Below are 23,449 nucleotides of genomic sequence, written 5' to 3' on the forward strand. Positions count from 1 at the left end.
TACTCACCACTTGCAGAAGTGGGAGTCTCAACTCAGACTGAGATGAATCGAAAACGTAAATGCGCCCCAAATTGATTTTTTCTTGATGAGCGATTGTTAGCCAGAAAGACAAAATCAATTGGGGCGCCTTCATTTATTTAATTTTACATAAAAACAAGCTAGTCGCGGAAGAACGCTACACCGGATTCGAAGATCTTCAGATCCTGCTCGCCGTAAATGTTGATTGCAACACCATCACCACGACGCTCAGAGTGAGCCATCTTACCAAGTACACGTCCATCTGGGCTTGTGATACCCTCGATAGCCATGTAGGAACCGTTGACATTCCACTCTTCATCCATAGTTGGATTTCCTGCTTCGTTGACATAGCATGTTGCCACCTGACCATTTGCAAAGAGTTTCTGCAGCCACTCATCGTTTGCTACGAAACGTCCCTCACCATGGGAAGCCGGGTTAGTATAAATCTTTCCAACCTCTGCCTGTGCCAGCCACGGAGATTTATTGGACATTACTTTTGTATAAACCATCTTGGAAATATGACGTCCGATGGTATTGTATGTCAGTGTCGGAGAATCTGCTTTCTGCTCACAGATCTCACCATAAGGAACCAGACCAAGTTTGATCAGTGCCTGGAATCCATTACAGATACCAAGGCAGAGTCCGTCACGCTCATTTAAGAGTTTTTCTACGGATTCTTTGATCTTTGCGTTACGGAATGCAGTTGCAAAGAATTTTGCACTTCCCTCCGGCTCATCACCTGCGGAGAATCCACCCGGGAACATGATGATCTGTGCCTGATCGATGGCTTTTGCAAATACATCGACAGAATCACGAATATCCTGTGCGTTCAGGTTCTTGAATACTTTGGTCACTACATTTGCACCTGCGCGTTCAAATGCTTTTGCAGAATCGTACTCACAGTTTGTACCCGGGAATACCGGAATAAATACGGTCGGTTTTGCAATTTTATTTTTGCATACATAAATTTCTTTTGTTGTATAAAGTTTTGCATCCAGCTCTTTTTTATCTGTGGTTGCTCTGGTCGGATATACTTTTTCCAGTGTGTTTGTCCATGCGGATAATGCGTCATCCATAGCAATTTCCACATCACCGTAACGGAAAACCGGCTCTTCCAGAACGGAACCAACGATGGATACGTTTGCACGAAGTCCAACTGCTTCTAATGCTTCTTTTACTGCATCGGTATCTTCCGGTGCAACTTCTGCTACCAGATTACCAAATCCCGGTGCAAATGCTTCTTCCGATTTCAGGCAGCCACGAAGAGATACTCCCAGTTTGTTACCGAATGCCATTTTGCTGACTGCTGCCACCAGACCTTTTGCATCCAGTGCGTAAACAGCTTTCAGTTTCTTATCCTGAATCAGAGCATATACTGCATCATACAGTTTCATAACCTGCTCATAATCCGGCAGATCATATGCATCATGATCAATGGTAAAGTACATCAGTTTGTCGCCTGCTGTCTTTAACTCCGGTGTCACGATATCCTGCTCTTTTGCAACGTCTACTGCAAAGGAAACCAGTGTCGGCGGTACATCGATATCATTGAAGGTTCCGGACATGGAATCTTTTCCACCGATGGACGGCAGACCAAAGCTCATCTGTGCCTGATATGCACCAAGTAATGCTGCAAACGGCTGGCTCCAGCGTTTCGGATCCTCGCTCATTCTGCGGAAGTACTCCTGGAATGTGAAACGGATCTTCTTGTAATCACCACCGGCTGCCACGATTTTTGAAATAGACTCCAGAACTGCGTAAACAGAACCATGATATGGGCTCCAGCTTGACAGATACGGATCAAATCCATAACTCATCATAGTAACGGCATCGCATTTTCCTGTCATAACCGGGATTTTTGCAACCATACTCTGAGTCTCAGTTAACTGATATTTTCCACCATATGGCATGTATACACTTCCTGCTCCGATGGAACCGTCAAACATTTCCACCAGACCTTTCTGGGAGCATACGTTTAAGTCTTTTAAGGTATCTACCCATGCAGCTTTTACATCGTTGTTTGCCAGATCTTTGGCAACACTGTCAAGGGCGATCTTGTTCAAATAGTTGTCAGCCTTGCTTGGGATCTCCACCTGAACACCTGTCTCCTGATGTGCACCGTTTGTATTCAGGAATGCACGGGAGATATTTACGATTTCTTTGCCTCTCCAGATCAGAACCAGACGCGGATCCTCAGTAACAACCGCTACCGGAACAGCCTCTAAGTTTTCCTCTGCTGCATAAGCAAGGAACTGATCTACATTTTCCGGTGCGATGACAACAGCCATACGCTCCTGGGACTCAGAAATAGAAATCTCTGTGCCATCCAGACCGGCATATTTTTTCGGAACTTTATCTAATTCAACACGCAGACCGTCTGCCAGCTCACCGATGGCAACGGAAACACCGCCTGCACCAAAATCGTTACATTTTTTGATGATGTGGCTGACTTCCTCTCTGCGGAATAATCTCTGTACTTTACGCTCTGTCGGCGGGTTACCTTTCTGAACCTCAGCACCACAGGTATCGATAGAAGATGTTGTATGTGCTTTGGAAGAACCGGTTGCTCCACCACAGCCGTCACGTCCGGTACGACCGCCAAGCAGGATGATGACATCGTCCGGATCAGAAGTCAGACGCTGTACAGCACGTCTCGGAGCTGCACCAAGAACGGCACCGATCTCCATACGTTTTGCCACATAATTCGGATGATATACCTCTTTGACAAAACCGGTTGCCAGACCGATCTGGTTACCGTAGGAGCTGTATCCTGCTGCTGCGGAACGAACGATCTTCTTCTGCGGAAGTTTTCCTTCTAATGTATCTTTTACAGAAACCGTCGGATCAGCGGCACCTGTGATACGCATAGCTTGGTAAACATAAGTACGTCCGGACAGCGGATCACGGATTGCTCCACCAAGACAAGTTGCAGCGCCACCAAACGGCTCGATCTCTGTCGGATGGTTGTGTGTCTCGTTTTTGAAGTTTACCAGCCACTCCTCTGTCTTGCCGTCCACTTCCAACGGAACAACAATACTGCAGGCATTGATCTCATCAGACTCCTCCTGATCAGCCAGTTTTCCTTCTTTTTTCAGTTTTTTCATAGCCATCAGGGCAAGATCCATCAGGCATACAAATTTATCGTCACGATCTTTGTAAAGTTCTGCATAAGTCTCTTTGTAGTTATCATAGGAAGCTTTGATCGGCTCCAGATAATCGCCATCCTCAAATACAACATCCTTTAACTCTGTGGAGAATGTGGTATGACGGCAGTGATCAGACCAGTATGTATCAAGTACACGGATCTCTGTCATAGTCGGATTGCGGTGCTCATCTTTTACAAAATAATTCTGAATGTGCTGGAAATCCTTGAATGTCATAGCCAGATTCAGGGATTCATATAATGCTTTCAGCTCTGCTTCCGGCATCTCGCAGAAACCGTCAAATACGATAACATCTGCCGGCTCGTCAAAATTCTGAACCAGTGTCTCCGGTTTTTCAAAACCAGTCTCTCTGGAATCCACCGGGTTGATGCAGTGATGTTTGATGGCCTCTAACTGCTCCTCTGTCACATCACCTTCAATCACATAAGTTGTTGCGGTACGGATGACCGGTTCCTCATTCTCATTCAGAAGTTTTACACACTGAACAGCGGAATCTGCTCGCTGATCGAACTGACCAGGTAAAAATTCCACGCTGAATGCTTTTGCTCCCTTCAGATCAAAAGTCTCTTCATAAATATCATCAACAGGCGGCTCGGAGAAAACACTGACCAGTGCTCTCTGATAAGTTGCCTCAGAAATGTTTTCCACATCATAACGGATCAGAACACGTACTCCTGTGACGGAAGTAATTCCAAGATAGCTCTTGATTTCTTCCTGCAGTTCTTTTGCTTTTACTGCATACGCTTCTTTTTTCTCTACATAGACTCTGCGTACATTACTCATATCGGATCCTCCATTTTAAAATTAATCCAAACTTCTTTTGTAAAGTCTGCTGTGGGATGGGCTTCTGTAAAGCGGATATATGCCATTGTCCATCTCCGCATTATTGCATAGCACAGACCTGTTCCGTGCTATCATGATACCCTTAGTATAACGTACTCACTTCAATTAGAGAAATTAATATATTTAATTCTATATATAAGTTTCACTAATTTATAATTGACATACGCTCTCACACTTTATATACTAATATAAAAAGAGATTTCTGTAAATCAAAACATATGAAGGGGAGATTTCTATGGATATTAATTACGAACTTTACAAAGTATTTTTTTACGTAGCACAGTCCTTAAGTTTTTCGGAGGCCAGCAAACACCTGTACATTTCTCAGTCTGCGGTCAGCCAGTCTATTAAGACACTGGAGCGAAAACTTGGACAGCCGCTTTTTATCCGAAGTACGAAAAAGGTGCAGCTCACTCCTGCCGGACAGTTGCTGTTAAAGCATATTGAACCGGCAATGAACCTGATCCGCCGCGGCGAAAATCAGCTGTTTGACAGTCAGGGACTTGGGCTCGGACAGCTTCACATTGGTGCCAGCGATACGATCTGCCGCTATTTCCTGGTTCCGTATTTCCGGAAATTTCATCAGCAGTATCCGAATGTACCGATCAAAGTTACAAATGCTACTTCTCTGAACTGTGTGGATCTGCTGGAACAGGGAAAAGTGGATCTGATCATTACAAATGCTCCAAATACTCGGTTGAATCAGTCTTACATCCGAAAAACAGTTTGTGAATTTCGGGATGTGTTTGTGGCAAATCCGGCTTATTTTCCGATGAAGTCCAAAGTACTGCGGCTGGCAGAACTTTCCGGTTATCCACTGATCACACTGGAGCGTCATTGTACTACCTGCGAATTTCTGCACAATCTGTTTTTACAACATCAGTTGGAACTTGTGCCGGAAATCGAACTTTCCAGTAATGATCTGCTGATTGATTTTGCAAGAATTGGATTGGGCATCGCCTGTGTGCCGGATTATTGTGTCCGGGAAAACAATGAAGATCTTGAAATCATTGAGACGAAAGAGACAATGCCGGCAAGACAGATCGTGGCTTCGGTGAATCCGACGCTGCCGATCAATGCACCAACAGAAGCTTTTCTGGACTTGTTACCATCTCTGTAACTTCTTGTTTGTCTTTTAAGGAACAAGATGGAAAAACTCCAATGCAGGCACGCCGGATTTCCTATCTTCGCTGCGCCGCTTATTTCCGACCGCTTCCGCGAACTCACCAACAGCAAAAACAGCTGTTGGCTCAGACACACTCACGCGGTCGGACTATGCTCGCTTCGATAACGGAAATCCGTCTACTGCCTTGCCTTGGAGTTTTTCCATCTTTGTTCCATTTACGCGCCGGCACCGCGTGCCACGCATGCACACAAGCTGATGACAAAATATTCGTTATGTCGCATGCGCAGATTTACATAGAGTAAAGAATGGCTGATTATTTCACAGCGTAAATAGAGAAAACGAAAAATCCTGTCAGGAAAAGCGATTCAGTGAGCGACTGATTTTCACAAGGTTTTGCGCGAACGTGAACCGACCAGCTTTTATAGGAGGTGGGAGTGAGCGCGATGAAACTGCAGTGAAATGAAGGTAGCGAACGTCTAGCTTTCTGACAGGATTCTTCGTTTTCTTAATTATATTAAAATTTTAGCCAAAACAATGACAAACAAAAAGTTATTTTTTCCAAAAGGCATCCAGTGCTCCGGGCAGACTCTCCAGCGTATGCACCTCATACTGACTCCACTCCCGCGGAAACAGCTGCCGATAATCATTCCGCAAAAAACGCTCATCCAGCAGCCCGATAATTCCCCGGTCAGATGCCGTCCGAATCACACGCCCTGCCGCCTGCAGCACTTTATTCATCCCCGGATACTGATACGCATAATCAAATCCCTGACCGTTTTCTTCCTGATAATACTCCTTTAAGATTTCCCGCTGGGTACAGATCTGCGGCAATCCCGTTCCGACGATCAGCACCCCGATCAGTAAATCTTCTTTCAAGTCAATTCCCTCAGAGAAAATACCACCAAGCACACCAAATGCCGCCAATGACCTGTCCCTTGCTTCGGCAAATTCCTGCATAAATGCTTCCCGCTCGGCTTCATTCATATTTCCGTTTTGTATCATACAGTCTGCTTCCCGCTCATTGACTGCCAGAAACTGCTCATACACATCCTCCATAAACCGATAAGACGGGAAAAAAATCAGATAATTACCCTTTTTTGCCCGCAGCACCTGCTGAATATACAGCGCAATCCGCCGAAATTCTCCAATCGTCCGCCGTGTATACAAGCTGCTGACATCCCGACCGATAAACAACAACCGTTGTTCTTCTCGAAATGCCGAATCCGCATATACCGCATAATTATCCTTTTTCGAACTGAGCAGGTTTTTATAATAATTCACCGGCAGCAAAGTTGCTGAGAAAAATACGGTGCTGTTGCCCCGCTCCAGACATTCCTGCAGATTCACCGATGGATTCACGCAGTATAAATGCAGACAAAACCGGTTTTCATCATCAAAATCTGTATACATTACATAGTTTTCATCCACCCGCTCAAACATATTCATAAAATGACGCAGATTCAGATAAAAATCTGTAATCGCCTTCCGCTCCGGCATTTCCCCTCTGGACTGCAAAAACACATCCAGCAGAGACATCAGCCGCATCAGGGAAAACGCAAAGGCTCCGATACTTTCGTACACTACATATTTTTCACATTCCCGCTTCCACTCCAGCATCTGCCGGTTGCATTTTTCCAGTGCCGCCTCCAGCTTCCGGTCTTTGCCGCGCACCAGTTTTTTCACCGCAAGGATCTCTTCCTTGATCAGAACAGCACTGTACATCTCCCGACCGCGCTCTACCAGATTGTGCGCCTCGTCTACCAGAAAAATATAATCGCCCTTTTCTCCCTCGGAAAAAAAACGCTTCAGATACACATTCGGATCAAACACATAATTGTAATCACAGATAATGACATCCGCGTACAGCGATGCATCCAGAGACATCTCAAACGGACACACCTGATATTTTTCCGCCTGCTCTAACATCCGCTCCCTTGTAAAATCATCTTCTGTGGTGATCAGATCATACACCGCATCGTTTACCCGGTCATAATGCCCTTTCGCCCGTGGACAATTGGATGGATTACAATCCATCTCCTCGCAGGGACACATTTTCTCCTTTGCTGTCAGTACGATCACTTTGCTCTGATATCCATGTGCCTTCAGAAGATCACAGGTATCCTTTGCAACCGTTCGCGTGATTGTTTTTGCCGTAAGATAAAATATCTTATCTCCAAGATTTTCTCCAACGGCACGGATCGCCGGAAACAGTGTGGAAATCGTCTTGCCCGTTCCGGTGGGTGCCTGAATAAACAGTATTTTTTTGCGGTTGATGGTTCTGTATACATCCCCCACCAGTTTGCGCTGGCCATCCCGGTAAGGAAACGGAAACTCCAGCGTCTGGATCGATGCCTGACGGATTTTTCTCCATGCAAACTGAAAATCCGTCCATTTTCGATACGCCTCGATCATATCCTGAAACCATCTCTCCAGCCAGAAAAAAGAAAAACTTTCCTGAAGCCGCCGGATTTCTTCTGTATCCAGATCACAGTACGTCATCTGCACGGAAATCTGATCCAAACCATTCTGCAACGCATAAATATAGGCGTAGCACATCGCCTGCGCCTTGTGCACAAAAATCGGTTCCTCAAAACGTGTCACATCCGTATACATGCACTTGATCTCATCAATTGTCACACCTTCCTCGCTTGTGATAATGCCGTCAGCCCGGCCTTCCAGCGCCAGCACATACTGCTCCTGCGGCACTTCCAGTTTCAGAGGAACCTCTGCACGATATTCAATTCCCATCCGTCCCTGAATTTTGCGGTGCATCCGGCTGCCTTCCTGCATAGCCTCTTTTTGCACACCTTTTCCAATTCGATTGTCAATATCTCCAGAACGAAAAATAAATTCCACCAGATTTCGCACGGAAATCCGTATTCTCGTCAACTCCTGCTGCTCTCTCTCATCCGTATTCTCTGTTTGTTTCATAAATAACCGCTATCCGCCTTTTTTCACTCTAAGCTAAACCAAATTCGAGAACGCTGCCTGTCGGTTCAGCAAACTGCTACTAGTGTAACACATATTTCACTTTTTTTCACTGCAAAGAAAAAGGTCGCATTCCCTACCAAAAGGAATACGACCCTATTTATATCATCTCTATTTTTTCTCCAATTGTAGATTCCGGTTATGCAGCTGCATATTTTCTCAGAATCTGCTCAAAATTACCATCGTTTCCGCCATAAGATACGGTAAGAATTTTAGAAAGTCCAAGACTTAAAACCCCAAGAAATGATTTTGCATCTACGATGGCACGCTGATAGTGCAGGTTAATATCAAAATTACATTCGGATGCTGCATTGACAAATTCCTGTACTTCATTGGTTGCATTTAATTTAATTTTCTTTTCTGTCATGATTGATTCACCCTTTCTCTCAATCTGAGTTGAATTGAGTTCACCCCCATACAAAATGGAAAATTGGTAACGATTCCATTTTATTTTGTTCCGTTACACTTTATGCAAATTTCCCATGTCGGGTGCATTATTACATGATATTGATTTTTTGTCAAATCAGTAATTTTCAAATTTTGCCCCTAAATGGTACTTCCAATTGTGAAATTTTCTTTACGTTTCGTGGATTCTGTCAACGATTTTTCCTCAAGTTCTTTCCGTTTCCGTCAGATTGCTCTTAACTTTTAGGTTCTATCGCCGATAAGTTTTGATTCCCAAAATATTTTTCATAAACATTTTACTATTTCAGGCAAATTCCTGCGCATACTGCACAAGTTACATTACTACCAGCTAAGAAAAATGGATTTTTTTAAAAATATCTATTGACAAATTGCAATCTATTGTGTATAGTAAAGAAGTTCGTGTGGCGAGATAGCTCAGTTGGCTAGAGCATGCGGTTCATACCCGCAGTGTCGAGGGTTCGAATCCCCCTCTCGCTACTATAAAGATCTGTAAGATTTCTTATAGGTCTTTTTTATGTTCAATAGAAATCGGGCTATCTTTTCTCCGAAAGCGATTGTTAGCTGAGGAGACAAGATAGCCCGATTTCTTTCATAAACTTTCATAAAATTAACGTTTCACCACGTACCTTAAAACGGTCGAAAACAACAACAATTCAAAAACATCATAAAACCACACCAGATTGCACACATTCTTGACAATCCCGATACCGGTTTCTGATAACTGGAACCCATATTCTGATACCAGGTTCCGCCAAATTGCAGATTCTGCAAAAACTGCCGATACTCCATATTACTCGGCTCCATTGCCACAGCCTGCTGTGCATGTTCCTGAGCCACCACATTATTACCGGCACCCTGGTTGGCAACCGCGGAAAAGAAATACCACCGCGCGCTGCGCTGTCCTGCCGGAATATCATTCAAAGCATGCAGGGCCTCTTTGTAATATCCATTTCGAATATAGTTCATCGCCGCCTGCATATTGACCGGATCATTCTGCTGGGAGCGCTGCTCATTCTGTCCGGTGAAATCATCAAAGCCGCCGAAACCGCCATAGCCGCCGTATGCACCATATGCACCATATGGTCCGGACTGGGCGCTTCCATTCTGATAACCGCCTGCATATCCCTGCTGCTTTTCCTTCATGATCTGTGTATATGCCTGCTGAACTTCTTTAAATTTTTCTTCTGCAATCTCCGGGTGCGGACTGTTGACATTCGCATCCGGATGATACTGTCTGCTGAGTTTTCGGTATGCCTTTTTTATTTCTTCATCTGTAGCACCGGGTGATACCCCCAGTACTTCATAAGGATTTCTCACTGAGATTTCCTCCTCTTTTTCTTCTTTGCCTGTACATATTCATATTTCGACCAGACACCGGAATATAATATATTACGGATAATGGATGCATGACGCAAAATCGGAAGCCGTTCAAAAGATTTCGAACATTCCGACATCATACTTGTCAGGATCAGCTTACTTAACGTATCAAAATCCTTTGGATTATTTTTCACCATAGCCTCAAACGGATTGTACTCTTTTTTCCGAAGATCCTTCTCCAGATCTTCATATGCATCCATCAGATAAATGAATTTTCCCATATAAAATCCAAGACAATGCAGTTCCTCTGCCCAGATATCGTCTTTCCAAGAAAAAATTTCGCCAAGCATCTCGCCGGTCAGACCCGCGATTGCATCCAGATTGGTCTCACGCTTGCTCTCCAGCATATTCAGCTTCCGCATATATGCTTCCACAGCCTCCACCTGACGCGGATATTTTCTGGAAATCCTGGCGTAATCTTTTTTCAGCATTATGGATATCACATGTTTTGGATAATTCTTCTCATCCTGCCAGTCATCTAACAGATTGTGATAAGAAAGAACCACATTCATATCAGAAGCATACTGTGTCGCTTCGTTGATATATGCAATTTTCTTTTTACCGGGGTGAAGCGGACAAAAAAATTCTTCTTCCTTATTTTCCAGTTCATATAATCCGGAAAGCAGAAGAATCAGAAATGTCATATCATAATTCAACAACATCTGCGCTTTTACACCACTGCTTTTTTTCAGAACCTGACACAGTCCACAGTAATAAGACTGATAATCTTTTCTGTCTTCCTCCGACAGTTCTTTTCGGTTTACATAAATATATCCGAACATGGTCATACCCCTTGCATCATTTATTAGCTTCTTTTTATAAATTCTGTCTTACACTTCGGACAGGTAATACAGATTTTTCCTTTTCCCTTCGGTACACGTACTTTCTGTGCACAGTTCGGACATGCAAAAAAACGGTAAATCTTTTTCTGCTCCTGTCTGTATTTCATCTGTGCTCGTTTCTGTGCAAAACTTGCAGAACCGGCAGATCTGCCATATTTTCCCTTCTTCACCTTGCAGACAACCCGATATTTAAAATTCAGGTATTTCTGATTCTCTGCTGCACGCTTTGATACGTTTCTGGAAAACATACGATAATAGCACCAGAAAAGCAATGCCAGCGCCACAATCTCTACGATCGGTCTGCGGACAAATATGGAAACGACCAGAACAATCAATGCCACCGTTGATAAAAAACGATTGAGCTGGTCCATACCATAACGTCCATACATAAATTGTTGAAAACGATTTCTCACCTGTAACACCTCTGTCTCTTTTATTTTGGATTCATCTTTTGTTTTATAACATGTATCTCGTTGAAAAACATTCTAAAAACAGGAATCTTTGTTCCTCATTTTGGAACCGATAACCTTATGTTACAGTTTGCACAAAACACTGTCAACAAACCTATTGTCTTTTCACAAACATTTTAGAAAAAGTTTACGAACACCCGCTGTTTTATGTATACAGAATCCACATTTTTCCTGTAATCATCCGGAATCTAAATAGAAAAAAATACAATTCAAGCAAAACGATAAGCCGGGTTATGTCGTGAATGATCATCTATCCAGGATAACTGTTGCCAGTTACCTCAAGCGACCTACCTAAAGCTGGCGGGCCACGTCAACGCTTTGTTTCGGTCTTGCTTCGGATGGGGTTTACATGTGCCCCGGCTGTTACCAGCCGGGCGGTAGTCTCTTACACTGCCCTTCCACCCTTACGTTAACAATGAGCGATACACAGAATCCTGTTTTTCTCATCAAATTTTCTCTGTAAGCCAGCTTACTCAAAAATCTGCTGAAAACGTGTCTGTGCATGGCTCATTGCTAACGCGGTACATTTCTGTTGCACTGTCCTTGGAGTCGCCTCCACCGGATGTTATCCGGCATCCTGCCCTGTGAAGCCCGGACTTTCCTCACCTGCGGTCTTTCGACACTTGCAGCCGCGATCATTTGTCTTACTTGAATTGTATTTTATTTTTCTGTTATTCTATTTCCTATACATGGAAACAGCTTCCACCGATAAATTCTCTTAAAATAGAATTATGTCCGATATTCTCTCCCGGAACCGGAAGGAAATAATCAAGGAATTTCAGAAGGCGTTTTGCCTCCGGATATTCCGGACAGGTCGTATCGATAGAAAAGAGCAAAGGCTCCGCATATAATTTTAACACAGATAATTCATAAATCAAGGCTGAATTAAACATAATATCTGCTTCTTCCTGATATGGGAAGATATTTTTTTCTTCTCCGCGGCGTACGGAATGCCAACGTGCCAGCGTTTCCCTGGCTGTCGTGTTTCTTGTCCGCGCATCACGCACCATACGACGGATCAGACGTCCGTCTGCCGTGGAAAGATTATTATGATCATCAATATTTAACTGTGTCAATGCACTGATATAAATTTTGTATTTATTTTCTTTCGGCAATTCATAGGAAAGTTTTTCGTTCAATCCATGAATTCCCTCGATAACAAGAACATCATCCGGTCCCATTTTCAACGGTTTTTGGCGATATTCCCTGTGACCGGTTTTAAAATTAAATACCGGTAATGTTACTTCTTTACCTGCCAGAAGATCTGTCATACATTGATTAAACAGGGGAATATCCAGTGCTTCCAGACACTCGAAATCAAATTCTCCGTTCTCATCCAACGGTGTTTCCTCCCGGTTACAGTAAAAATCATCCAGTGAGATTGGATGTGGTTTTAACCCATGCGCCGTCATCTGAATGGACAACCGATGAGAAAACGTTGTTTTTCCGGAAGAAGACGGACCTGCGATCAGTACAAATTTCTTTCTTCGATCTGATGCGATCGTCTCTGCAATGTCACCAATCTTCTGCTCCATGTAGGACTCCTGCACCAGAATCATATCCTGAATCCGTCCGGAAGCGATCACATCGTTGAGTTCTCCCACGGTACGGATTCCCATATCAATCCCCCACTGTGCAGAATCATTCAATGTGTTAAACAATTTGTCAGAAGCAGAAAACTCTGCCACAACCTTCGGATCTTTTCCCGGAAACATCAGCATAAATCCATTCTGATACAGCAGCAGGTCAAAATACTCCAGATAACCGGTACTCGGAACCATGTAGCCATAATAATAATCCGGAAATCCCTGTAATTCATACACATTGACTCTGGAACTGCGGCGATAACGCATCAGACGCACTTTATCCATACGTCCCATCTCGCGAAATCGTGCCGATGCATCCTGTGTATTCATGTTGTACTTTATGATTGGAAGATCCGCTTTCACAAAATCCTGCATTTTCTCTTTTAAAGAGGAAAGCATCTTCCGGTCAGGCACACAAATGGCATCCTTGTGACGAAATTCACAATAATACCCCTGACCAATGGAATGCTGCACCAGAAGCTCCAGATTTGGATATAGCTTCCACGCTGCTGTCTCCATCAGCAATGTTAAACTTCTGCGATACGTATCCTTGCCTGGTTTCTGATCTGCGGTAACAAATTCCAGACTGCCATCCCGCAAAACGGACTGGCTCAGTTCTTTGAGATCATTCTGAAACTTTACAAGCACGATTTTATTTTCAAACTGTTTCTGATACTCATCTGCGATCTGTTGAAACGTCGTATCCAGCGGATACTGCTTTGTTTCTCCCCTAATCGTCAGACTGCACACTTTCTGTTCCATAATTTTTCAATGCCTCCAGAATCAACGTTTTTTTACAGTTCACCTGCTGCATTCTGTTTCGGATTCTTTCGTGATCCGGCTGTGCCGATAACTGTTCAATCACACTGTTTGTAGTTCGCAGTTCCCGCTCCAGCCATTCTTTCAGAACCGGATGCCGTTTCTGTAACAGAACCGGTCCGAAAGCATCTGCCACTTCCTGCGGCAATATTTTTGTCTGCTCCGCTGCTTTCTGCTGACTCACCTTCATCATCGGATAATATTTTCCATCCTCCAGAATCATATCTTCATTCAGGATCTGAAAATTCCGTACGCGTAAAAATTCACGCACCAGTGCGATTTCCGACTGGGGCTGCAGGATCAATTCTTCCTTTCCGGTCAATTTTTCGGCTCCTTCTGATAAAATTTTCATCACAAGTCCACCGCCCATGCCGGCGATCAGAATCGTATCCGCTTCCCCGAACTGTAAGGCAGCCATTCCATCGGACAGACGTGTCTTAATCTGTTCGGAAAGCCCGTGCTCTGCAATATGTGTCTGTGCCTGCTGCAGCGGTCCCTTTCCGATATCCATGGCAAGTGCAGACGGAATTTTCCCCGTCTGACACAGATAGATCGGTATGTAGCCATGATCCGTCCCGATATCTGCCAGTCGGTTTCCGTCTGTCACCATATTTGCCAGTGCCTTTAAACGCTTCGATAAATGAATTGCCATATTAATCCAGATAATCCTTTAATTTTCTGCTGCGGCTCGGATGGCGTAATTTCCGCAATGCTTTTGCTTCAATCTGACGAATACGCTCACGGGTAACATTAAATTCTTTACCAACTTCTTCCAGTGTGCGGGCACGACCGTCATCCAGACCAAAACGCAGACGTAATACTTTCTGCTCACGGTCTGTCAGTGTGCTTAAAACCTCCACTAACTGCTCTTTTAACAGGGTAAATGCTGCTGCATCTGCCGGAACCGGTACATTATCATCCTGGATAAAATCACCCAGATGACTGTCTTCCTCCTCACCGATCGGAGTCTCTAAGGAAACCGGCTCCTGAGAAATCTTTAAGATCTCACGGACACGCTCTACCGGCATATTCATTTCTTCTGCAATTTCTTCCGGAGTAGGTTCACGTCCAAGCTCCTGCAGTAACTGTCTGGACACGCGGATCAGCTTGTTGATTGTCTCAACCATATGCACCGGAATACGGATCGTACGTGCCTGATCTGCAATGGCACGGGTGATCGCCTGACGGATCCACCAGGTTGCATACGTACTGAATTTGTATCCTTTTCTGTAATCGAATTTCTCTACCGCTTTGATCAGACCAAGATTTCCTTCCTGGATCAGATCAAGGAACAGCATACCACGTCCTACATAACGTTTTGCAATACTTACAACCAGACGCAGGTTTGCCTCTGCCAAACGTTTTTTTGCCTCTTCATCACCAAGTTCCATACGTTTTGCAAGCTCTATTTCTTCTTCTGCTGTCAGCAGTGGAACTTTACCGATCTCTTTTAAGTACATACGAACCGGATCTTCGATACTTACGCCATCCGGTACGGAGAGATCGATTTTCTCCATCTCCACATCATTTTCCACATCCTCGTCATCGATGAGGATATCGTCATCATCATCCGTAATACGAAGGACATCGACATGGTTTGCCTCCAGAAAATCCAGAATCTTATCAATCTGCTCCGGACTCAGGGCAAAATCTTTGAAATGGTCATTGATTTCCTGATACTCAAGCATATTTTTTTTCTTTTTTGCCAGTGCAAGCAGTTCCTGGAGTTTTGCCTGAAATTTTTCTGCACGCTCTGCTCTTTCTCTCATTTTCTGATCGTTTTTCTCTGCCATTTTGTTCATCCTTCCATGTTTTTAGTCTGTATAGTTTGTCCTCAATCAAGTGAAATATGCATTTTCTGAAGTATGGCAAGCTGCTTCTTATCTTCCACGATTTTCTGCAACCCTGCCAGATCAGTCGGATCCAGATTTCTGGAACGCACATCCATGCTGTGTTTCTTTATCCTGAGGATCGTTTCTTTTAATGCTTTCTCCCGCTCCTGCCGTGTCTCCATCGGATGCAGGCGGGCATGAAACAAGGCGGCGGCTTCCCGCTGCTGTTCTTCATCCGTAAAACGGCTGATGATCTGCGCCGGATTTATTTCTCCCTGTGCATGCTGTTCATACACAAGTTCTGCCACTTCCCGGAAAATATCTTCCGTAAAATCATCTGGTCCAATATAGTCTTCTGTGAGGGCAAAAAGCCGCTCATCTTCGATCAGCCAGGTCAGGAATAATTTCTGGGACTGCCTCATACCATCTTCTTTTTTCTTCTTCTCATTGATTCCGCTCTTTAACGGAACTTTTTCCCTTTCTCTGGTGATCCCGCCCCGGGTTCCCTCCGAACGTACCACCGACCGCAACTGTTCAAAACCGATCTGGTATTTTGCAGCCACTGCCTCAATATAATTTTCCCGTTCCAGTTCTTCCTCAAAATTCAGGATTTTCTGGGCAACGGCATAGAAAAATTTCGTTTTGCTCTCCGGATCAGACAGGTCATAATCCCGCTCTAACATCCGTACTTCAAACATAAAGCTGTTTTCTGCCTCATCGATGCGTTTCTGGTATTCTTCCGCACCAAGTGCCTTGATAAATTCATCCGGATCTTTATATGGGCGCATATTGATGACTTTTGCCGTCAATCCTGCTTCTTTTAAAATCGGAATAGCACGCAGGGCAGCTTTCACCCCGGCACCGTCACTGTCAAAAGTCAGATATACTTCCTTCGTATAACGTTTCAGCAGATTTGCATGCCCGTTTGTAAAAGAAGTTCCAAGGGATGCCACCGCATTGTCAAATCCTGCCTGATGCAGCGCGATCACATCCATATATCCCTCACAGAGCAGAATATGCGACCTGCGGGATACCCGCGCAAAATTCAGTCCGTACAGATTCCGGCTCTTGTCAAAAATCATGGTTTCCGGAGAGTTTAAGTATTTTGGTTCTCCCTCTCCCATGACACGGCCGCCAAAACCGATCACACGGTTATTTGCATCCATGATCGGGAACATTGCACGGTTCCAGAACTTATCGTGTCCGCCTCTGCGCTCATCAATGGATACCAGACCACTGTCTTTTAACAGATCATCTTCATATCCCTGTTTTTTCAGATACTGATAGAGGTCGTCACTGAATTTATTCGAATAACCCAGTCCGAAATGCTGCATTGTCTCTTTGCTGAGCTGACGCTCCTCAAAATATCGCAGCGCATGTACTCCCTGTGGGCTCCGCAGCAGCATGTAAAAATACTTTGCTGCCACTTTGTTGATCTCCAGAAGTTTGCTTCGCCGGTCAGCAGCTTCCCGCTGTGCGGCAGACATCTCCTGCTTTGGCAGTTCAATGCCCGCACGGTCTGCCAGACTCTGCATTGCCTCCTGAAATGTAAAATTTTCATATTGCATCATAAAGGTAAATACATTTCCACCTGCTCCGCATCCAAAACAGTAATACATCTGTTTTCCCGGCGACACCGAAAACGACGGTGTCTTTTCGTTATGAAACGGACAAAGTCCAAAATACGTACTTCCCTTTTTCTGAAGGCGCACATAACCGGAAATAACGTCTACCACATCATTTCTGGAACGCACTTCTTCAATCAATTCATCGGAATAGTAAGCCATAGTACCTTCCTTCATTCTGTCTTGCTCTTATAAAACCAACACATTTTTCCTGTTTGTCGATTTTTTGTTAAAACCACTCACTGACCATTTATTCTGTCAGTTAATATACCTGCCAGGATTTTGGCATAAAATACTCATTGTATTTTGCGACCGCATACTGGTCTGTCATGCCTGCAATATAATCGCAGACAACGCGGTCATTTTCTTCGCCTTCTTCTAACATTTGCAGATAATAAGCCGGCAGTACATCGATATGCTTCAGATAATAGACAAACAGACGCTCCAAAAGCTCCTTTGCCTTGGTTTCCTCTCCCTTCGCAATGGGATTGGTATACACACTCTGAAACATAAACTGACGCAGTCCCTGCATGGCATCCGCCACCTCTGGTGACATACAGATATTATTTCGATTCCTGCTGTGATCAATGATATCATGAATCAACGTATTTAACCGCTCTCTCGTATCAAATCCCAGAATTTCCCGGTATTCCTTCGGAATATCTTCCTCCCGCAGCACCTGTGCCCGGATTGCATCATCGATATCATGATTAATATATGCAATTTTGTCAGATAAACGCACAATTTTTCCTTCCAGCGTAGACGGCATCAGACTGGTCTGGTGATTCAGGATTCCGTCCCGGACTTCCCATGTCAGATTCAGTCCCTTTCCATCCTTTTCCAGCTTCTCCACGATGCGTACGCTCTGCTCATTGTGCTTAAATCCACCGGTACAAAGTTCATTCAGCATGCCTTCCCCTGCATGACCAAATGGCGTATGCCCCAGATCGTGTCCTAACGCAATGGCTTCCACCAGCGATTCGTTTAGCCGAAGCGCCTTTGCGATGGTCCGTGCATTCTGTGACACTTCCAGTGCATGTGTCAGACGCGTCCGGTAATGATCTCCCTGCGGAGATAAAAAGACCTGCGTCTTATGCTTTAATCTTCGGAACGATTTACAATGTAAGATCCGATCCCGGTCACGCTGAAAAACCGGACGAATATCACATTCCGGTTCTTCTCTGTCTCTGCCCCTCGTATTTTCACTCAGAGTTGCATAAGGACTCATATATGTACGTTCCAAATATTCCATTTCTTCGCGAATTGTCATAGAAATTTTATACTCCCTGTATCGTTTTTCACTTGACAAAAAAACGTCTTATTTAATAGTTTCCGTATTCTTTTCCTGTTTCCTTTTTTCTATTTTAATTTTTTCATATTTTTTCTACTTTAGAGCCTACATTCGCAAAATCGCTTTTACGAAGCTTTTCTTTTGCTCATGTTTGGTTTCTTACCAAATAGATTCATAATCAAAAGTGTTCATTCATGCAAGCATAATTTACGCTTCTATTATGGATCTGCCCGGTTCTGAAGAAGTTACACGTCCTCGATCTGCCAGTCGATCGGCTCAATTCCGTTTTTCTCCAGAAATGCATTCGTCTGACTGAAATGCTTACATCCGAAAAATCCGCGGTACGCAGACAGTGGACTTGGATGTGGTGCTTCCAGAATCAGATGCTTTGGATTATTCAGCATGCTTTTTTTCATCTGCGCCGGACGCCCCCAGAGTAAAAATACGATCGGACGGTCCTGTGCATTGACTGCACGGATGACGGCATCCGTAAACTGCTCCCATCCGATACCACGATGGGAATTTGCCTGATGCGCCCGCACGGTAAGTACAGTGTTCAACATCAACACGCCCTGTTTCGCCCATTTTACCAAATATCCGTTATTCGGAATCTTGCATCCAAGATCATCATGCAATTCCTGATAAATATTTACCAGAGACGGCGGCACTTCCACATCCGGTTTTACAGAAAAACAGAGTCCGTGCGCCTGTCCGTCATTGTGATATGGATCTTGTCCAAGAATCACTACTTTGACATCCTTTAGCGGTGTCAGATGAAAAGCGTTAAAAATATCGTCCGGATTCGGGAAAATCTGTCTCGTCCGATATTCTTCCAACACTTTCTTATATAAATCTTTGTAATATGGTTTCTTAAACTCTTCTGCCAATGGCTGCTGCCAGTCATTTGTAATTGGTGGCATACTCTCTCCCCCTCGATTCCTGATAATTCTGCATACAGCATATGTTTGCAGAAACTCTTTTTCTATCTAATTCTATTTGACTTGATTCCATCATTTCCGTGAAAAATAACCTGCCATTCTTTAACGGCGCACAGACACACCTTTTTCTGCCAGATAATTTTTCAGATCCATGATCTCCAGTTCTTTATAATGGAACAGGGATGCTGCCAGTGCTGCATCTGCCTTTCCTTCCGTCAACGCTTCATAAAAATGCTCTTTTGTGCCTGCTCCGCCGGATGCAATCACCGGAATCGATACATTTTCCGCAATCAGACGGGTCAGCTCCAGATCATAACCGGCTTTTGTTCCGTCACAGTCCATGCTGGTCAAAAGAATCTCTCCGGCTCCCAGCTTGTCTACTTTCATTGCCCATTCCACAGCATCGATTCCAACGTCGATTCTTCCACCATTTTTATAAATATTCCAACCGCTTCCGTCTTCTCTTTTGCGGGCATCAATAGCAACAACCACGCACTGGCTGCCGAATTTGTCTGCCGCATCAGAAATCAGATTTGGGGTATTGATAGCAGATGAATTGATGGAAATTTTATCTGCGCCTTCTCTTAATAACGCACGGAAATCATCAACGGTACGAATACCACCACCCACGGTAAACGGGATAAATACATTTTCTGCTACTTTTCGTACCATATCGACAACGGTATTTCTGGCATCCGAAGAAGCAGTAATATCCAGAAAAACCACCTCATCCGCGCCCGCTTTGTCATAAGCTGCTGCGATTTCCACCGGATCTCCGGCGTCTCTTAAATTTACGAAATTTACGCCTTTTACCACACGTCCATTGTTGACATCCAGACATGGAATAATTCTCTTTGTAAACATTATGCATGTCCTCCTTCGATTCCAGCAAAATTTTTCAGGATCTGTAATCCCACGGTACTGCTTTTCTCCGGATGGAACTGGCAGGCAAACAGGTTGCCTTTCTCCACGGATGCATGAATGCAGGTGCTGTACTCCGTGGTCGCCTTCACAATTTCAGGCTCCTCGGCATGCAGATAATAAGAATGAACGAAATATACATACGAGTGTTCTTCCATTCCGGCAAATAATCTGCCCTTGTTATGGAAGTCAAGGGAATTCCATCCAATATGTGGAATCTTTAATCCCTCTTTATCTGGAATACGTCTGATCTGACCTTTTAACAAACCAAGACCTTCCACTCCTGGGCTTTCCTCACTGCTCTCAAAAAGCAGCTGTAGCCCCAGACAGATTCCCAAAAACGGAGTCTGTTTCTCGTTTAATTCACGAATGACTTTGTCAAGCTCCAGACGTTTCAGATTTGCCATGGCATCACCAAAGGCGCCAACGCCAGGCAGGATCACTTTATCCGCATTCAGGATTGTCTGAAAATCACGGGTGATCACGCTCTCCTCTCCGATATGCGCCAGCGCTTTTTCCACGCTTTTTAAGTTGCCCGCATCATAATCAATAATTGCAATCATCTTTTTCACTCTCCCTCTACTTTGTGCTCAGCTCCATCCAGAATTCCACACCGTCTTCGTGATTAATCACACCACACTGCTGGTGGAAGGAATCCATAATTGCTTTTACAATGGACAGACCGATGCCGCTGCCGCCGTATTCTCTTGTCCGCGCCTTGTCTACTTTGTAGAATTTCACCCAGATTTTATCAATATCATCCTCCGGGATCGGCTGACCGGTGTTGAATACGCTGACACGCAATTTATCTTCGAAACGTGTGTAGAACACACGGATCACTTTTCCACCATCCGCATGGTTAATGGCATTGCTCATGTAGTTCGTAATAACTTCTTCTACTTTAAATTCATCGCCCCATACCCAGGCTTCTTCCAGATTGTCCAACTCCAGACGAATGCCTTTCTGTTCCATCAGGATTTTAGTCGAATTTGCCACACCGCGAACCAATTCTGTCATATCAAAACGCTCCATGACTACCTGATCATTTCCAAATTCCAACTGATTCAAAGTCAAGAGCTTCTTGACCATACGATTCATTTTGTCCGCCTCATCAATAATGACATCACAGTAAAACTCACGGCTTTCCGCATCATCATTGATACATTCCTGCAGACCTTCCGCATAGCCCTGAATCAGTGCCAGCGGCGTCTTTAATTCATGAGATACATTGGACAAAAACTCTTTTCGCATCTCATCAATCTGTATCTTCTTTTCAATATCATCCTGCAATTCTACGTTAGCAGTTTTTAACTCCGAAATCGTCCGTTCCAGATTTTCCGACAAACGGTTGATATGATTTCCCAGTTCTTCCACTTCGTAACTGTTGGAACGGTTGCTCTCATATTTCGCATTAAAGTCCAAATCTACCATTCGTTTGGAAATATCCGTCAGCTGCTGCAACGGTTTTGTAATATGTCTTGTAGTAAAAAATGCCACCAGCAGACTCGACACGATAGCTGCCGCTCCGACAAACAACAGGAAACGGTTGGAAATAGCCGCACTTTCCCGAATGCTTTCCACCGCAGTACGCATCAGAATCATATCACCATTTTCCAGTACACCTACCAGCACCAGATATTCGGAATCCAGACGGGTATCGTTCTTACGCAGTAACTGATACTGATCGTTGGAATACAGCACTTCCATATCATCCGTATGAAGCAGAACATTCCAGAGCTCTCCCCGCAAGGCATCCAGATCATTGACCGAAGAACGTAAAACTTTTCCATCCGGTTGCAAGATCAGTGTCATAATATTGCCGTTGGAGCACAGATTATCAAAAGTTACGGTAAACTCATCCGATTCCAGCTTATCCTGCTCACTGGCATTGGAAATCGTCTCATAATTTTCCATCAGCACATGTTTTTTATTGTGCATATAATAACGTGGCAGTAACGTGGTATTTAGTACCCAGCAAAGCAGAATTGCCCCTGCTACCAGAATACTGACAATAGACGTGATCTGCCGCGTCAGAGAATGTTTTTTCATAGTACTCCTTTATCTTCTATACCTCGAACTTATATCCCATTCCCCATTAACATATCAGCGTGTCTGATATGGGCGCGTATGCGCATAGCATGACCATCAGGTCTCAGACCATATGGGGAATAAAAATCACTTCTATACCTCGAACTTATATCCCATTCCCCATATGGTCTTAATGTATTCACCTTTGTCGCCCAGCTTACTGCGCAGCTTTTTGACATGAGTATCAATGGTTCTTGCATCACCAAAATAGTCGTAATTCCATACATTATTCAGAATTTTCTCTCTGGACAATGCAATTCCAACATTTTCCATAAAGTAGGTGAGCAGTTCAAACTCTTTGAAACTCATTTCAATATTTTTACCGTCAATCGTTACGGTATGCGCATTTTTATCCAGACAAATACCTCCAATTTCAAGGCTTCCCTCAACACTGAGCTGATTCGTACGACGCAGAATTGCTTCTACACGCGCCACAAGAATCTTCGGTGAAAATGGTTTTGAAATATATTCGTCCACGCCAAGGTCAAAGCCCATCAGCTCATCGCTCTCATCACTTTTCGCCGTCAGCATAATGATCGGCACTTTGGATGACTGCCGGATCTCACGGCAGACTTCCCAACCATTCATTTTCGGCATCATGACATCCAAAATGATCAGTGCAATGTCTTTATCCTCATAAAACAGATCCAGCGCTGCCTCACCGTCTCCTGCCTCCACCACATCAAAATCGTGTTTTACCAGGAAATCACGCACCAGCTTGCGCATTCTGCTTTCATCATCAACCACAAGAATTTTTAATTTATCCATCATAAGTCCCTCCGGTCTTCTATATTCTCAAAAATGGTAACAAACGCCCTGTTCCAAGGGCAAATTATCCTTTTTTAATTCTGAGTATATCCGATAAATGTGTCTATTTTATGGAAATTACCAAAAAAGCCAAAACTGCATCGAAAACACAATTTATACGGAATTATAGTATCAAAATAGTATCAATTTGTCTACTTTCCAAATATCATATAAAAATAAAAATGACTTAAAACCATTGATTTTACTGAGAAATCAGTACCAAATTAGTACCATAAAACAATAAAAAAGTGTCTTCGACACTTCAACTCCCCTGCCCCTCACTCATGA

At 43.9% G+C, this 23,449-nt stretch carries 17 protein-coding genes, 1 tRNA gene and 1 other RNA gene; 2 read left to right on the forward strand and 17 right to left on the reverse strand.

Features of this window, described 5'->3' with window-relative positions:
- Positions 1-158: 158 nt before the first annotated feature.
- Positions 159-3,965, reverse strand: coding sequence for a phosphoribosylformylglycinamidine synthase (locus tag LG34_RS15360; RefSeq protein ID WP_109216846.1), 3,807 nt, complete (start codon positions 3,963-3,965; stop codon positions 159-161).
- 295 nt (positions 3,966-4,260) lie between these two features.
- Between LG34_RS15360 and LG34_RS15365 the strand changes: the two genes are divergently transcribed.
- Positions 4,261-5,145, forward strand: coding sequence for a LysR family transcriptional regulator (locus LG34_RS15365; protein WP_109216847.1), 885 nt, complete (start codon positions 4,261-4,263; stop codon positions 5,143-5,145).
- Positions 5,146-5,700: 555 nt separating this feature from the next.
- Here the strand turns inward: LG34_RS15365 and LG34_RS15370 are convergent.
- Together LG34_RS15370 and LG34_RS15375 are read right to left on the reverse strand one after the other, a co-directional pair.
- Entirely contained in the window at positions 5,701-8,082 is a 2,382-nt protein-coding gene (locus LG34_RS15370; RefSeq protein ID WP_109216848.1) for an ATP-dependent DNA helicase, read from the reverse strand.
- Between the two features lie 196 nt (positions 8,083-8,278).
- Entirely contained in the window at positions 8,279-8,506 is a 228-nt protein-coding gene (locus tag LG34_RS15375; protein WP_109216849.1) for an HPr family phosphocarrier protein, read from the reverse strand.
- 462 nt (positions 8,507-8,968) lie between these two features.
- Between LG34_RS15375 and LG34_RS15380 the strand changes: the two genes are divergently transcribed.
- A tRNA-Met gene (locus tag LG34_RS15380) sits at positions 8,969-9,042 on the forward strand.
- Positions 9,043-9,192: 150 nt separating this feature from the next.
- Here the strand turns inward: LG34_RS15380 and LG34_RS15385 are convergent.
- The 14 genes from LG34_RS15385 to LG34_RS15450 all read right to left on the reverse strand — a co-directional run bounded on the left by LG34_RS15385 (position 9,193) and on the right by LG34_RS15450 (position 23,122).
- Positions 9,193-9,882 carry a J domain-containing protein gene (locus LG34_RS15385; protein WP_109216850.1) on the reverse strand — a complete coding sequence of 230 codons (690 nt, stop codon included), beginning with the start codon at positions 9,880-9,882 and terminating at the stop codon, positions 9,193-9,195.
- Positions 9,879-10,724 carry a DUF5685 family protein gene (locus LG34_RS15390; protein ID WP_109216851.1) on the reverse strand — a complete coding sequence of 282 codons (846 nt, stop codon included), beginning with the start codon at positions 10,722-10,724 and terminating at the stop codon, positions 9,879-9,881. Before LG34_RS15390 ends, LG34_RS15385 begins: the two co-directional genes overlap by 4 nt.
- 23 nt (positions 10,725-10,747) lie before the next feature.
- Complete coding sequence (locus LG34_RS15395) at positions 10,748-11,206, reverse strand: hypothetical protein (protein ID WP_333491087.1); 459 nt, start codon at positions 11,204-11,206, stop codon at positions 10,748-10,750.
- Between the two features lie 254 nt (positions 11,207-11,460).
- Positions 11,461-11,905: RNase P RNA component class A (gene rnpB, locus LG34_RS15400), an RNA gene on the reverse strand.
- A 32-nt stretch (positions 11,906-11,937) separates the two neighbouring features.
- The gene (locus tag LG34_RS15405) at positions 11,938-13,602 is read right to left on the reverse strand and encodes a nucleoside kinase (protein WP_109216852.1); all 1,665 of its coding nucleotides are present in this window, start codon (positions 13,600-13,602) and stop codon (positions 11,938-11,940) included.
- Entirely contained in the window at positions 13,571-14,311 is a 741-nt protein-coding gene (locus LG34_RS15410; RefSeq protein ID WP_109216853.1) for a tRNA (adenine(22)-N(1))-methyltransferase, read from the reverse strand. Before LG34_RS15410 ends, LG34_RS15405 begins: the two co-directional genes overlap by 32 nt.
- A 1-nt stretch (position 14,312) precedes the next feature.
- Positions 14,313-15,428, reverse strand: a complete 1,116-nt coding sequence (gene rpoD / locus LG34_RS15415) for an RNA polymerase sigma factor RpoD (protein WP_109216862.1) — start codon at positions 15,426-15,428, stop codon at positions 14,313-14,315.
- Between the two features lie 65 nt (positions 15,429-15,493).
- Positions 15,494-17,293, reverse strand: coding sequence for a DNA primase (dnaG, locus tag LG34_RS15420; protein ID WP_347486826.1), 1,800 nt, complete (start codon positions 17,291-17,293; stop codon positions 15,494-15,496).
- An 85-nt stretch (positions 17,294-17,378) separates the two neighbouring features.
- Complete coding sequence (locus LG34_RS15425; protein ID WP_109216855.1) at positions 17,379-18,386, reverse strand: deoxyguanosinetriphosphate triphosphohydrolase; 1,008 nt, start codon at positions 18,384-18,386, stop codon at positions 17,379-17,381.
- A 266-nt stretch (positions 18,387-18,652) separates the two neighbouring features.
- Positions 18,653-19,327 (reverse strand): uracil-DNA glycosylase, encoded by a 675-nt coding sequence (gene ung, locus LG34_RS15430; RefSeq protein WP_109216856.1) that lies wholly within the window; start codon positions 19,325-19,327, stop codon positions 18,653-18,655.
- A gap of 120 nt (positions 19,328-19,447) precedes the next feature.
- Positions 19,448-20,209, reverse strand: coding sequence for an imidazole glycerol phosphate synthase subunit HisF (gene hisF, locus LG34_RS15435; RefSeq protein WP_109216857.1), 762 nt, complete (start codon positions 20,207-20,209; stop codon positions 19,448-19,450).
- Complete coding sequence (gene hisH, locus LG34_RS15440) at positions 20,209-20,829, reverse strand: imidazole glycerol phosphate synthase subunit HisH (RefSeq protein ID WP_109216858.1); 621 nt, start codon at positions 20,827-20,829, stop codon at positions 20,209-20,211. Before hisH ends, hisF begins: the two co-directional genes overlap by 1 nt.
- A gap of 16 nt (positions 20,830-20,845) precedes the next feature.
- On the reverse strand, positions 20,846-22,315 hold the full coding sequence (locus tag LG34_RS15445) for a sensor histidine kinase (protein WP_109216859.1): 1,470 nt from the start codon (positions 22,313-22,315) through the stop codon (positions 20,846-20,848).
- Between the two features lie 132 nt (positions 22,316-22,447).
- Entirely contained in the window at positions 22,448-23,122 is a 675-nt protein-coding gene (locus LG34_RS15450; RefSeq protein WP_109216860.1) for a response regulator transcription factor, read from the reverse strand.
- Positions 23,123-23,449: the final 327 nt, after the last annotated feature.

The organism is Eubacterium ramulus, from assembly GCF_003122485.1.
GTDB lineage: Bacteria > Bacillota > Clostridia > Lachnospirales > Lachnospiraceae > Eubacterium_I > Eubacterium_I ramulus_A.